Below are 14,840 nucleotides of genomic sequence, written 5' to 3' on the forward strand. Positions count from 1 at the left end.
ATAACGGGGGACCCCCCTCGGCAAAAATCACGCCCGTTTAAGAAAAAGTACGTTTTCTTTATACATTGTCGTTCTCGTCCGAACTCCGCTGACCGTACCGGTCCCGGTACTCCCCCGCCGTCCATCCGGTCTGCTGTTTAAACACGAGCATAAAATGCTTCGGACTTTGATGGCCGGACAGACGCGCTACATCGTATATTTTCAGACGCGTATGAGCCAGCAGCCATTTGGCGCGCTCCATACGGGCGTCCGACACGTACTCCGAATAGTTCATTCCGGTTTCCGCTTTGAACAGCTGGCTTAAGTAGGTCGCGTTAAGATGAACTTTGCCGGCCACGGTTTGCAGCCGGAGATCGCCGTCGATGTGCAGCTTGACGAATTCCTTGACGTCGCGGATGAGCTTTCGGGCATCGCCGCCGGTATGGGCCTCCTCGGCTGCGCCTCCCGCAGCTGGTGCGGAGGATATACCGCGCTCGCGGTCTAGCGCCAGCTTGATTTTGTCCAGCGTCGCGACCAGCTCCAGCCGCTCGATCGGCTTCAGCATATAGTTGCACACGCCGTAAGCGATCGCCTTTTTCGCATATTCGAATTCGCCGTAGCCGCTAATGATGACGACGGGCAGGCTCGGATAAATCTCCCGAACCCGGGCCACCATCGTCAGCCCGTCCATCTCCCTCATACGAATGTCGGTAATGAGCAGATCCGGCAGCTCGCACTTCAAATACTCCAGCGCTTCTACGCCGTTCGCCGCTTCTCCCGTCACCTCGAAATGTCCGGTCGACTTGCCGATCAGTTCCCTCAGCCCTTGACGGATGACCGTTTCATCCTCTACGAGCAGCACTTTATACATGCTTGTCCCCCCCCTGTCCCTTCAAGCTTGATCGCAATCGTGACGGCCAATCCTTGGCCGAGGCTGCCGTCCACCGTCACTTCGCCTCTATCCCCGTAGATCAGCATAATCCTCTGAGCGATGTTGGACAGCCCCAATCCGCCCCGCTCGCCCCCGCTCTGCAGCCCTTGATAGGACGGCGTCGCGCGCAGCCGCTCGTTCAGCGCCTCGATCTCCGGCTCCGCCAGCCCTTTGCCGTCGTCCCGTACCGTAATCAGCAGCTCGTCTTCGAACCGCAGCGCCGAGATCCAGATCGTTCCTCCCTGCTCGGCCTCGTCGATGCCGTGGTACACGGCGTTTTCCACAAGCGGCTGAAGAATCAGCTTCGGAATCACGATCAGGTTGGCCTCCTCGGCAATGTCATACTCCACCCTTAGCCGTTCTCCGTAACGAAGCTGCTGAATCCGGACGTAGGATTGGACAAAGCGAATTTCTTCAAATAGCGGCACAAGACGGTCGACCTTGTCGATCGTATATCGAAGCAGCTTGCCGAGCGCGGATACCATGTCGGACACCTCGGCGTTGTTGCCGCGAATCGCCATCATGCTGATCGATTCCAGCGTATTGTAGATAAAGTGCGGATTGATCTGGCTCTGCAGCGCGGACAGCTCCGCTTCCTTCTCGCGGATGCCGAGAATAAACACCTCATTAAACAGCCGGTCGATTTCCTCCGTCATTTTGTTGAAGCCCCGTCCCAGTTGACCGAACTCGTCACGGCCGTAGACCGCGATTCTCCTGTCGAAATTTCCTTGCTCGACGCGGATCATGCTTTTCTTCAGCTCAATCAATGGACGGGTAAGCCGATAGGACACGATAACCGCAAGCAGCGTAACGACGGCGACGCAGAGCGCGGCGAACCACAACGTAAACGTGCCTAGCTCCCGCGATTCTTTCCGAATGACTTTGATCGGCGTCAGGCTAATGACGGACAGCCCCGAATAATTGGAGTGGTGCTGAACGTACAAATAGGACTGGCCTCCCAGAACGATTTTCTGATTGCTTCCGTATGGCTGCGGTTCGGCATGCTGCAGCAGATCGCCGTATACCGACTGCTCGCCGGCGGAATTGCGTTCGAAGAGCAATCTGCGCCTGCTGTCCGTCACGATAACGTTAGCGTCCTGTTCGAAATTCAAATTGGACAAAATGTTGCGAAAAGCATCCAGCTTAATATCGATCAAAATATAGCCAAGCGTACGCAGCGTGTCGGGGTCGCGAATCGTTCTGCCCACCGAAATGTAGGCGTCGCCCGTGTTGACGGTATAATAGGAAGGCGAATGCGGCGGAATCAGCACCCAAGCTCCGCCGGACTGTTCAACCTCCGCGAACCATTCGTCCTGCCGGCTGTCCCATACCGAATCGACTGCCATCGAATCGACGTTGGAGAAAAAAATGCCGCTGTTGCTGATCAGATGAATGCCGCGTATTTCCGCTCTATCATAGGCGTTGGCCGAGGTGTACAGCTTCATTTTCATATAGTCGTCCGACGAAGCCCACGCGCCTGTGCCCATTTCTCCGTCATACTTGCTCAATATCGTCAGCACCACCTGATCGTACAGCGGCATCATCGACAACCTCTCGAAATCCTTCAATAGCCGATCGAGATTGGCGTTGATCTGCCGCACGATGTCGACGGTGAACTGCTCCGTCTTCTCGTCGACGGTCGCCGAGAAGTGCCTGTAGGTGACAATTCCCTGCAAACTGAGCGGAAACAAAATAAGCAGCGTGAACAGGAGCAACAGCTTCGTGCGCAAGTTCAAATCTTTAGACAATCCCAATAGCCGCCGAACCATATTCTCTCTCCTTTTTCTATATAGGTTGAACCAACGAGAAGTCATTGCATTGCGAAAGGGATGACTTCTCCATCTTTTTGTATGCGCTTTCATTAAGGTTTCGCCAGAGAACTTTATTATAACGAGGTACGGTAGAAAAGCTATCCCTTGCGCGCAGGAAAAGGTACGTAATATTGGGAAAAGCACGAAAAAAAGAAAACGTGAAGGACCGACGGCTTATCGTCGGCTTCACGCCTTCCTGTTCGAGATTATCTTACTAACCAGTGATAATCTTGTCTGCAGTTTTATAATTTAGGGAAACTCATTCCAGACCGTCGTGCAGCGCATCCAGAAGCCGGTGCGTCTTGTCGCAGCTGTATTCCCAGAACATGACGCCGGCCAGCCCTTCGCTGCGGATATATTCACACTTATGACGGAGCGATTGCTCGTCGTCGTAGGTGATGAAGCTATCCCCGTCGAACAGGTACGGAGCCTTCGCTTCTTCGTCCCAATAGCGGACAAAACCGTTTCGACCGATGTAGTCGGCATGCAGCCGGGTATAATCCGGGCCGTAGCCTCCCGATGAGGCGGTCATCTGATGCAGCCCTGCATGGCGATTGGGTACGTTCCGCCACATGCGGGAATAGAAGGCCGCTCCGATGACGATTTTTTCCGGCGGCACGCCGGCATCGCGGAACATCCGAACGGAGGCGTCCACACTGATTCGGAACAAATCGCCAGTCGGCGTATACAGGTTCGTATGGTGGCCGGTCAACGTCTGAAAACCTCCGCGCATGTCGTACGTCATCAACTGTACGAAATCCAAATACGGATGTACCCGGTCCATCTCGGTTCCGTCGATATAATATCGATCCGCGCCCGCTGCGATCGTCAATAAATAATGCCGTCCTTGCTCGGCCCCCTCAAGGTCAAGCGCCTCTCTCATTTCGCGCAGCAGCAGCGTAAAGTTCGTCTTGTCCGCAGGAGATGCGGCAATATCCGCTTCGGCGTAGCACGGGTACTCCCAATCGAGGTCGATGCCGTCCAGCGGCAAGTTGCGCAGCATGCGCACGGCCGATTGCGCCATGCTGGCACGTCCTTCTGCCGTGGCGGCCGCTTCGGAGAACCCGCCCGCGCCCCAGCCGCCGACGGACAGCAGAATCAGTAGCTCGGGATTCATTGCCTTCAGCTCCGGCAGCCTATCTAAATGCCGCAGATGATCGACGCGAATTTCATCGCCTCGCACATGACCGAACGCAATATTCAGGTGGGTTAGCTTTCTCGCGTCTTCGTCGGTGATCGTCGGCAGCGCCTCGTCTCCGGCATAACCGGCCAAAATCCACTGTCGCTTCATCGCGTTCACGTTCCTTTCCTTAATCGGGTAGTTGCGGCGTAATCGCCAGCGTCACGATCCGGTGCGGACCAACGGGAATACCGCCGCCCGAATCCGATTCCAGCTTCTCTCCGCACCGCTCCAGCACGTCGCTCATCGCCATTCGCTCATGCGCGAAGGCCGGGATCGCGGCAAGCTCGGTGGCTTCGCCGCTCCAATTAAACCATCTGACGATCACGTCCCCGGTATCCTCGGCGACCTTAAACGCCGACAGAGCCAGATCGCGGCCGCTCCAATTCAGCCAGCTATGGCACGGCGGAACCTCTCCGCCATGGACGCCCGTTGTGCCGACATATAGCGGTGTCTGAAACTGATAGGCTTCGGCGTAAGCGTCCGTTCGCTGACCTCCGCCTCCATGCGGAATAATCATCAGCTCTGCGCCATGCATACCGGGACACTGGGCTTCTGGCGTCGGGAACAAGCCCCAGTCGCCCAGCTCGCCGACCGATCGCAGCAGCGTAACGGCAATCGTGTTGCGGCCGTCGCGCAGCACCTCGTATTCGTTCAACCCTTTGTTGGCGATCGTCAGACCGGCCGTCTCGTCGTGCAGGCTGACAAAAGCCTGTTGATGATGACAATAGCTCGGATTGCGCCATTCCGCAGCCGGCTCGTTGTCCCGCCGCGCCGCCTCGAAAATCGAATCGGCGTAATGAACGTCAGTGCGCAGATCGGTCGGGAACAGCATGCGGATGCGATGGTCCCTCGCCGTATTGTTAAGTTCGACGTTTACTTGAAGTCCGCGGCCGCCGCGCTGCAAGCGAACGACGGTGCGGATGCGCAGCGCGACAGTTTGCTCTGTGCGCACAGAGCGGCGACCGGTGAACCAGATCAACTCATCGCGTTCCCGCGCAAGCGAAGCCTCTGCCTCCTCCGGGATCTGCCACTCCTGCACGATTTCCAGCGCCGCCTCATAAGGCGTATCGGTCAGCACCTTCACCTGGGCCTGCAAAAGCTCAGTCGTCTGCGCCGTCTCGCCGTTCGGCTGTCGGTACATGTATTCGTTGCCGACATCCCCGGCATTCTCGTAGATGCACAATCCCCGGAACGTTCGACCGCCGGCTTTGTCGGTCAGCGTCACCGACCCGTTGTCTTCGACGGTAGCTTTGATCCGGTCGTTCTCCAGCGTTCGTCCATCGTCCGCGAGCAAGGAGCCTTCGCTTGCAAACCGTGGCTCTGGCAGTTCCCCCAACTCCTGACCGAAAGGGATATAGGCAAAAGCCCGATGACCGCAAGTCGGAACGTCGTCCGCTTCGAACTCGACGCGCAGCGTACGGGCGAAGTACGGTTGGCGGAAGCGGTCGTCCGGAAGATCGTAACCGAAGCGCAGGCCCAAGTCGGTCACAATGCACGCCAACTGACGGCCTTCCGCGTCCACGATCGTCCCCCCGTTCACTGGCAGCGTTTTCAATCGTGCCTTCATTTCGCCGAACTCCACACCCTCGCGGAAATAGATGCGGCTGACGTCCAACTCCGTTGACACGATGCCGCCGCGCTTCCAGCCTGTCGTATTGAATACGATAAAAGGCAACGCCTGCTCGCCATAACCTCCGAATGCGGACGTATCCACGCGCTTGACGATGTGCGCAACGCTGTCGGCGATAATGCACTCGGCAGTTTGGCTGCTCTTCTCGAAGCGAGTAACCATCTCGCGGTGTACCTCGTCGACGCTGCAGCCGCAGATGCTGTCGTGCGGATGGTTCTGCATCAGCGTTTTCCAAGCATGCAGCAACTGATGATGCGGATAGTCCAGGCCAAGCAGGTGCGCGTAAGCGGCTAACGGTTCAGCGCCCTTCTCCAGCATCGTCTGCCCTCTCTCATTCCTCTGCTTTAAGTAGATGCGGGCGGAAGCCGTATTGACGAGCGTTCCCCAGCCGTCCGTGCGCTGGCTGCGCAGCTCGCCGCGAATAACGCTGAGGTCGTCCGGCATCGATTGCTTAAGCGCTTTCACATAAGCGTTAAAATCGGAATGGATGAACTCAATGTCCGGATATAGCTCGGCGGCTGTCCGCAAAGCCTGCGGCAAATCGGTCTGAACCGGCTGATGGTCGCAGCCGTTCATAAACAGCAGGTGCGGCGTCGAAGCGTACTTCTCCGCGGCGGCCAGTCGCTCGTCCCAGAAGCTCAGGGCCTGCTCCGAATCCGTCGGAACCTCGTTGCCGTTGCTGTACCAGTTCGCAAACAGAATGCCGAGCACCTGCGAGCCGTCCGGCGCTTCCCAGAGCAGTTCGGAGTAAGGGGATTCGTAGGCGGCCTGTTCCGTGACCTCGTTGTTGAATCCGGTTGGCTTGACGCCGCGTCCGAACGCCGCGACATCGATATCCGCCTGCTGCAAGATTTGCGGAGCTTGGCCGATATGGCCGAACGAATCGGGAAAGTAGCCGAGCTTGGAGACGGCCCCGAACTCTCTGGCGTCGCGCAAACCGGCCAGCAAATTGCGGATGTTGGCTTCGCCGCTCGTCAGAAATTCGTCCTGCAGCACATACCAGGGTCCGATATGAAGACGGCCTTCCCTAATCAGCCGCTGCAGACTCTCTCTCCGTTCCGGTCTTACGGTCAAATAATCTTCAAGAAGAATCGTCTGTCCGTCCAGATGAAAGCTTCTGTATGCAGGGTCGCGTTCCATCGTCTCCACCAAGCGATCCATCAGCTTGATCAGATGGTAGCGATGCTTCTCGAACGGCAAGTACCATTCCCGATCCCAATGCGAGTGGGATATGACATGGGCCGTTTTGCCGCCTCTCGTTCCGGTCATCTCGTGTCCTCCCCACTATTTTCTCTCTACTATTATATACCTTAATCGAAGTTCGGTAAATATTAGTTATATCTTTTCAGGGGGATAATCAAAATATTTGGTATACCAAAAGAAAGAAAACCATTCTACGATATGCGCAATCGTAAAATGGTTTTCAACAGCATGCCCCGGCTCCCCGCTCAACGCGCCTCCTGCTCCTCTTCGTCGGAGTCGGCGTCGGCCTCCGGCCCCGGGCCTGTCGATTGCCGCGCGATCCAAACAATCGGCACCTCGACGCGGTTCGTCTGCCGTTCGCCGCTCTCAAGCTGATCGACAATCATCTCCGCCGCCCTCCTGCCGATTTCCCGGTACTCCTGCTCCACCGTCGTGATTGGCGGCACATCGGAATGCAGCGCGAAGTCGAGATTGTTGTCGAAGCCGACGACCGACAGTTCCTCGGGCACGCGCACGCCCATGTCCGCCGCCGCCTTGACGATCTCGAAGGCGACCAGATCGTGCTCCGCCTGAATGGCGGTGACCTGCTGCTCCAGCATTTGCGCAAGCAGCGACTTGTAAAATTGCCTGCGGCTCGGCGGATCGCTCTCGGCCTGGTCGGTCATCCCGCTGTACACGAGATCGATATCGACGGGAAGCCCATTGTCGCTGAGCGCCTTGCAGTAGCCGAAGAAGCGGTCGCGAACCGTGCTGCGGTACTGAATGTCGATCGTCGACAGGAAGGCGATGCGCGTGTGTCCAAGCTCGATCAGCTGCGCCGCGCTCGTATAGCCGCCGCCGAAGTTGTCGGAGACGACGCTGCCCATCGACAGCAGGCTGTAATACTGGTCAATGGTTACGATCGGATAACCGGTAGCGTGCAGCGCATGAACGATGTCCAAATTGCGCTGGGTGCTGACCGGATACAGAATAATGCCGGACGTCCCCCGCTTCGGCAGGGAGCGCAGCAGCTCCCGTTCCTGCGCGCTGCTCCAGTCGCTGTTATGAATGCTCAAATAATAGCCGCGCGACTCCAAATAAGCGGAGATACCGGGAATGTAGCCAAACATGTTGTTGGAAGCGACATAGGGAATAATCATCGACACGATGCGATTCGCAGCGGCTCCGCCCTGCTCCTCCTGCGGTCTGCGGACGCCTTCCTTCTTCTTCACGAAGCTGCCGCTGCCGCGCCTGCGGTAGATCAGGCCCTCCCGCTCCAGTTCGATCAAGGCGCGCTTGGACGTAATCCGGCTGACGCCGAATTGCTCGGCCAGCTCCACCTCGGTCGGAAGCTGCTGGTCGGGCACGTATTCGCCGCGTTCGATGCGACCTCGCAAAATTTCAATGATTTGACTATATAACGGCTTATCTCCGCTTAACAAATGGACTCACACCCCAGATTCTCGAATCTGTTACAATTATAGCCTTGTTTATTGGTATATCCAATAGTTTGTTCCGCACCGCGTCTTTACCCGACGATCCCCGTACGCTCCACGCTTTCGACAAAATACCGCTGAACAAACAGATACATCAGAATAAGAGGCGCAATCGCCAGCAGCACGCCGGTATTGAGCAGCATCGACGTATAGACCGGATCGGGCTCTCGCAGCCCTACTCCCATATCCATCAGACTGGTGGACAGCACCTTGACCTGCTTCAGGAACAGGCTGACATAGTAGCTGTCGTTCCATTGCCAGACGAACGAGAACAGCAGCACGGTGACGATCGCGGGCACCGCATTCGGCACCATAATGCGCAGGAACGTTCGGAATACGCCGGCCCCGTCCACGAGGGCGGCTTCTCCGATCTCCTTTGGAATGCCGCGGAAAAACTGCCGGAAAATATAAATGTACAGCCCGTTCTTCAGTCCCATCGCCGTGCTCGACGATAGAATAAACGGCCAGAACGTATCGATCAGGTTCAGACTGTCCTTACTTGAGAACAAGCCGACGAGACCGAACAAGTCGAAGTAGCGGTACGTCAAGTACAGCGGAATCATAATCGTCTGCGGCGGCACGATAATCGTAAAAATGACGAGGCCGAACAGCAGCCCGCTGCCTCTGAATTGCAGTCTGGCGAAGGCGTAGGCCGCCAGCGCGCACGAGACGAGCTGAATCAGCGTTGTGCTGGCCGAGATAAGCGCCGTATTGCCGAGCGCCTCGAAGTAGTTCGTCGTCTCGATGGCGATTCGCAGATTGTCGAACGTAAAATTGCGCGGAATCCAGAGCACCGTCGGATCGTAGATGTCGGCCTTGCTCCGGAAGGCGATCGACAGTCGCTGGAACAGCGGGAACAAAATAATGAAGCAGAAGCCGACGACAAGCACAGTGCGAATTAGCACCCATGCCCAGCGCTTGCCCTTCTCCACGGGCTGGTACCGGCTGACGAACAATTCCGTATATGCGGTCTTCGAGCTCATCGCTCCGCCACCCCCATTAATCGTAGTAAAACACCTTGCGCGAGATCAGGCCGACGGATATGGCGAGAATAAGCGCGACGGACAGGAAGTATACCCAGGACATCGCGGCGCTGAGACCGAAGTCGAACACCTTAAACGCCGTCTCCGATACGAGCTTGTTGATCGGGCTGTCGCTGAACGAATCGATGATCGAATATACCGTATTCGTTAGAATCAGCGGCGACATCATTGGGAACGTCACCTTCCAGAAGCTCTCGTACCCGGTCGCCCCTTCGATTTTCGCCGCTTCGTAGAGCGAAGGCGGAATCGACTGCAGTCCGGCCAGGAAAATCAAAATCTGCACGCCCGACGAGCTGATAATCTCGTAAATCCGGTCTACCGCCCCGGTCAGATAGTCGACGAATATCGGCGAGATGCCGGATTCGAGCATCATTTTCTTCAGCTCGAAGCTTTGCAGCAGGTTCGATTCCGCATCCCCTCCGCCGGCCGAGAGCGATCCGCTTCCGACGAAGCTGCCAATATCGAGATTGGCGATCACGCTGGAGGCGAGAATGACCGGGAGAAAAAATACCGCCCTGGCGAACGGCCGCCCTTTGAACCTCTGGTTGAGCAGCACCGCCGCGAACAGACCGAAGACGAGAATGAGCGGCACGTTGACGGCCATGCCCGCGATAGACTCGGCCAGACTTCGCGGGTAATCCGGATTCGACGTAAACAGGCTCGTAAAGTTGGAAATTCCTTCGTATTCGACGGAGAACCCGCCTTCGACGAGTTGAATCGAGCTTAGACTGTAGCGCAGCGATTGGATCAAGGGCAAAATAAACAGCATAATCATGCCGAAAATAAGCGGCGAAGCGAACAGGACGCCGAACCAGGCGTTTTTTTGCTTCAGGGTCAGCTTCTTTTTGCGTTTGAGCGTAAGTTTCATCTGGTGGCTTCACCGCCTATCCGGTAGCTTTCTGCCGGGATCGTCAGCCCGTCGACCCGCTCGTCGGCGTCGCCGTAGTTGACGATAACCGTCGTTCCGTTGCCGAACGTCGTTTCCGTCACGTTCGCGGACAACTTGCGATGTCCGGTAATCGGCTGGTCGCGAACCTGCTTCAGCACCTCGTCCGCTTCCTTGTACAGCGCGATCGCCTCGTCCAGCCAATCTTGATAATGGAGCGCGTACAGACCGTTGTACCGCGTATCCTTCACCGCCGACGACGGACTGTAAAACCATTGATAGAACACGTTGGAGCCGGTTTCCAGCGCCTTGAGCATCGACCTGCGCGGGTTCTGGCCGCGATCCGCGTTAAACGGCGCGCCTGCCAATTCCACATAGCCGTGCAGGGCGATTTGGAAGAACGGAACGTCCTCGTCGGTTAAGCTCATCCCGCTGGCGGATGTCGGCGCGTTGACGACAATATCAGCGTATGGCAGCGTATAAGCGTTGCCGCCGCTGACCATAACGGAGCCAAGCTCGTCTTTGAGCCTGCCCATCTCCGCCGCGATCATCTCCCGCGCCTGCTCGCGGGTCAGCGGAGCGGACGGAGCGAAATCGGAGTTGACCTCCTCGCCCATATCCCGCAGCGACACGCCGGACACGCCCAGCTTGGCGTAATCGGACAGAAAGCCGCGAACGACGTCCGGCAGCTTGGAGGCGGACAGCACGTAATGCGAGAAGCGCGAGCCGAGCTTGTGGTACGTGACCGGATCGTACTCGTAGATCGCCGCATTGCGGCGGTCGAGGAAGTCGGCGCTGCCGCTCGAGCCCTTGAACTTCCGCAGGAAGGCGACGTCGGGATACAGCCGGATTCCTTCAGCCGCCGCGAATTCGGCCAGCTTGCGGAAGCCCTTCTTCCCGCCGAGCGCACTGACGAACCCGATGTCGTCCGGAGAGCTATGGCGAATGCCTCCGTTAAACCAGCCGACATACCGCAGCGCGATGTCGTCGACGCCGCGTTCCTTGAGCAGCGCAAGCAGCTCGGCCGCCTGCTCGTACGTCGTCAGCGCCTCCGTCGAGTCGTACGGAATGCCGAGGAAGGAGCTGCGGCGCTGGAACGCGCCTTCCACCTCAAGCACGAACGGCGCGTTCTCTCTTGGCGTCAGCCGTTGCATATTGTGCTTAGCGACGAAGTAATCGCGATAGGCCGCCGCCATGCCGGCGTAATCGGCCGCTTCGTCGGAGAGGAAAGCGTATCGCAGCCGAATGTCGCCTTGATACGACGGCGTCTGGAACATCGGCACGGAGCTGCTCTTGCTTCCCGAGCTTAACGTATACAAGTCCATCGCCGTAAAGCGGAAGCTGCCGTTCACGCTGTTGTAGGACGTAAAGCGTCCGCCGATATCGGCCAGGACGCTCCCCATCGCCGCTCCGTCCTCCATCATGCCGATAAACGCATGATCGTTCTTCTTCAGTCCGAATACGGGCAGACGCGCTTTCTCATTCGACAGAAACCGTTCCTGTACGTCGAACGTGCCGTCCTCCCCGTAAATCGGCATCTGATACGGCTCGGCGCTCAGCTTGCCGTTGTTCAGCCGGATCAGCGCTCCCGAGCCGTCGGGAACGAGCATGTAGCCTTCCCGGTCGTCGCCCGCCGCGCCGAAATACGGCAGCACCTGCAAGCTGGCCATCGGAAACGTCGGACGGCTCTCTACCTCGCCGCCCTTGACGGCGACGGACAAATACTGGCCATCGAGCGTATATTCGACGGGGACCGCGAATTGCGCCTGATCCTCCGACTCTTGCCGTCCAGCCCCGTTTTCGCTGTTGTCCCGCTCCGCATCCTCCGCCGTGTAGCCTGCGGAATCGAGCAGCGCCGACAGCTCGGCGGCGACGTTGTCCTGCAGCTTGCGCACCTCGTAGATTTGCTTCTCATTATTGAGCCGGTACTTGTAGGTGACCTGCTTGCGCGCCTCGTCGTCGGCCAGCTTGCTCAGAATCGCCTGCTCGAAGCGCTCCTTGCCGATCACCGACGGAATGTTGGCCCAGGCGACGTCCGGCTGGTTCCCGAAGCGATAGACGATGCGAACGCCGTTATCGATTGCGGCAATGTCGAACTGCCCCTTTTGTACGCTATCGGTAAAGCTGTTGTACCGCGATAGCTGGCCTTTGGCATTGTAATAAGACAAAATCAGCTGCGATTGCAGCTCGGCCTTGTACAACGGCGAGGCGATCGGATCGCTCGCGGCTTCGACAGGATTGGAGAACCAGACGTAGCCGCCCTGTTTCTGCTGAACGGCGATGCCCGCGCCGGCCCGCTGCACGTACAGAATGAGCTTTTCGTTCTCCGCGACCCGCTCCGTCCCGGCCAGAGCGGAACGCTCCGCCGCCGTGTTGGCCGCGCTCGGCGTCAGAGCCGCTCCCATCGCCAGCACCGCCGGAAGCGCGCTCCGACCTCCGGCAGCCGCCTGCACCGCAGACCCGCCTTGAGCCGCAGCAGGTCCGCCGCTTGCCGCCGCGGCCCTTGCCGGGGCGCCTGCCTGCGCCTGCTCGCCGCTGCGTTCGCCTCCCCAGCCGACGATGATGCCTCCGACCGCCAAGGCGGCGCAAACCGCGATCGCCAGCGCTTTATTTTTTCCGTTCATGGCCGCCCCTCCTTCCCTACCATCTGAAAGACATTTCCCGGATCAGCGACTCGGCGAAGCTGACCATCTGTTGAACCATGCTGAACAGCAGCACTCCGATGAACAAAATGATTCCGATGACGACAAGCGTCAGCAGCATCGTCGCGATCGTTTTGCCGGCCGTGTATTGGTGAATCGTCATCGTCCCGACAAACAGCAGCCAGACGAACCAGAGATACGCCACCGTGTCGATCAAATAATAAAAAGAACTTTCGTCCGCCGTAATGACGTTGCTGTACAAAATTTGCGGCACGTACAAAATGACGAACGGCATTAGCGAATAGCCGGCAGCCATCATGATGTCCTTGAACTTGCCGATGCCGTCCATCAACGTCGTCAGCGACCAGTTGGCCACGCACCACAGCAGCAGCGGCAGCACGATGAACTTCAGCTCGTCGAGGCTGTTCAGCTCAGTCGGGTTGTTGTAGTTGACGACGAAGCCGCTGAACTGTCGCTTCACAATGGTTAGCAACACGAACAATAGCGCGATCGCGGCGGCAATCGATACTCTGCCCTTGCCCTCGAACTTCATCTCCCAAAACCCGGCGAACGGATGGAGCATCGTGTGCAGCGGATGCTTCAGCGCTCCGGTGTCCTTGTAGCGGACGCCGGCGTTGCGGCGGCCGGCCCGCTTCGCCGCAAACACGACGATGCCGAGAGCCAGCGCGATCACAAGCACGATTTTGCCGAAATGCTCCATTACAATGTCTTTGCGGTACAGCTTAAACGCCTCGGAATAATACTCCCGGCTGCTGCCGAGCTTGAAGTAGCTCATCGCCTCACGGTGGTCTCCCTGCTGCAGCAGCGACTTGCCGATGCCGATATACGCGACGTCGAAGTTGCCGTTCAGCTGCAGCACCTGGCGCCAGGCGGCGGTCGATTCCTCCATCCGGCCGTCGTACAGCGCGTTTACCGCTTCGCGGATCAGGCTCCCGTACCGCGTCGGCGCGAATACGGTCAGCCGATTGTAGTCCTGATCGAGCACCAGCGTCCGCTCGCCAAGCAGGGCGATCGCCGACGGGTTGCGGAACCGATCCTGCCGGCTGCCGAGCCCGCCGAAGACATACAGCAGGTTGCCGTCCTTGTCGTAGGAGAAGACGCGGCCGCGCTTGGAATCGAGCGCGCTGTACATGCCCCCGCGGTCGGAGGCAATGTCGACGAAGATCGAGCTCCCGCGCACGCTGCCCGTCTCCGCCGTGCCGATATCTCCCTTGGGCGGGAAATAGCCCTTGCTGCGCAAAATGTCCGTGCCCGACGGGTTCAGCTTCTTGATCGGGCTGTCCGAGCCTTCCTCGGACGTCGTCGTGAACAGGAAGCCGTCCTCGTTCAGATCGATATTGTTGAATTCCAGCGGTATGAACTGCTGCATCTGATCGCGCTGCTTTTTCGTGGAAATCTGCTTCCAGAGCAGATCGATCGGCTTGAACTTGACCCGGTTCGTCCCCAGAAACCCGGTGAACTCGCCGTCGGCCGAGAACTCCATAATGCCTTCGTACGAGCCGCGCCCGACAACGTAAATTCGCTGCGTCCGGTCGACGACAACCTTGCTCGGCGCGTATTGGAAGCCTTCGCGAATCAGCGACGACTTCGGCTCGCCGACCTCGCGCACGAACGCGCCTTCCGCGGTGAGCTCGACCAATCTGCGATTGCGCGTATCGGCGACGTAAATGCCGCCCTCGGCGGTGGCGAACACGCCTTCCGGCTGGTTGAACGCGTCCTTCTCGCCGCCGCGCTCGAACTCCGTAATCACCTTTTCCACCTTTAGCTCGCCGCTTAGAACGACGATCCGGTTGTTGCCCGTATCGGCGATGTACACTTTATTTTCCGGACCTACGAATAGATCCTGAGGCGATGACAGAGGACTGATCCCCAGGTCGTTCCCATACACAATTCGCTCCGGAGCGTAAGCGTCCGGCGCAGGCACGGCGTCTCCCCAATAAGAGTAGCTGTACCCGTCGGCCGAAGCGGCGGCGGGAGCCGCCAGCGCGAGCAGACCGAGAACGAGAAGTTGAACTGCGATACGTATGACGTTCACC

Annotated in this window: 9 protein-coding genes; all 9 read right to left on the reverse strand. The window is 58.1% G+C overall.

Going from position 1 to position 14,840, the window contains the following annotated elements; genetic code table 11:
• Positions 1-58: 58 nt before the first annotated feature.
• Positions 59-850 (reverse strand): response regulator transcription factor, encoded by a 792-nt coding sequence (locus tag DFP98_RS03855; RefSeq protein ID WP_116059232.1) that lies wholly within the window; start codon positions 848-850, stop codon positions 59-61.
• On the reverse strand, positions 829-2,679 hold the full coding sequence (locus tag DFP98_RS03860) for a cache domain-containing sensor histidine kinase (RefSeq protein ID WP_246016403.1): 1,851 nt from the start codon (positions 2,677-2,679) through the stop codon (positions 829-831). The genes DFP98_RS03855 and DFP98_RS03860 overlap by 22 nt, the downstream gene beginning before the upstream one ends.
• 301 nt (positions 2,680-2,980) lie before the next feature.
• Positions 2,981-4,012: a glycoside hydrolase family 18 protein gene (locus DFP98_RS03865; protein ID WP_116059233.1), complete on the reverse strand. Its 1,032-nt coding sequence runs from the start codon at positions 4,010-4,012 to the stop codon at positions 2,981-2,983.
• A 19-nt stretch (positions 4,013-4,031) separates the two neighbouring features.
• Complete coding sequence (locus DFP98_RS03870) at positions 4,032-6,803, reverse strand: alpha-mannosidase (RefSeq protein ID WP_116059234.1); 2,772 nt, start codon at positions 6,801-6,803, stop codon at positions 4,032-4,034.
• Positions 6,804-6,982: 179 nt separating this feature from the next.
• Entirely contained in the window at positions 6,983-8,158 is a 1,176-nt protein-coding gene (locus DFP98_RS03875; protein WP_116059235.1) for a GntR family transcriptional regulator, read from the reverse strand.
• Between the two features lie 86 nt (positions 8,159-8,244).
• Complete coding sequence (locus DFP98_RS03880) at positions 8,245-9,195, reverse strand: carbohydrate ABC transporter permease (protein WP_116059236.1); 951 nt, start codon at positions 9,193-9,195, stop codon at positions 8,245-8,247.
• A 16-nt stretch (positions 9,196-9,211) separates the two neighbouring features.
• Positions 9,212-10,123 (reverse strand): carbohydrate ABC transporter permease, encoded by a 912-nt coding sequence (locus DFP98_RS03885; protein WP_116059237.1) that lies wholly within the window; start codon positions 10,121-10,123, stop codon positions 9,212-9,214.
• On the reverse strand, positions 10,120-12,765 hold the full coding sequence (locus DFP98_RS03890; protein WP_116059238.1) for a DUF5696 domain-containing protein: 2,646 nt from the start codon (positions 12,763-12,765) through the stop codon (positions 10,120-10,122). The genes DFP98_RS03885 and DFP98_RS03890 overlap by 4 nt, the downstream gene beginning before the upstream one ends.
• A gap of 16 nt (positions 12,766-12,781) precedes the next feature.
• Positions 12,782-14,839: a YIP1 family protein gene (locus DFP98_RS03895; RefSeq protein ID WP_116059239.1), complete on the reverse strand. Its 2,058-nt coding sequence runs from the start codon at positions 14,837-14,839 to the stop codon at positions 12,782-12,784.
• Position 14,840: the final 1 nt, after the last annotated feature.

It is taken from the genome of Cohnella phaseoli, from assembly GCF_003386235.1.
GTDB lineage: Bacteria > Bacillota > Bacilli > Paenibacillales > Paenibacillaceae > Cohnella > Cohnella phaseoli.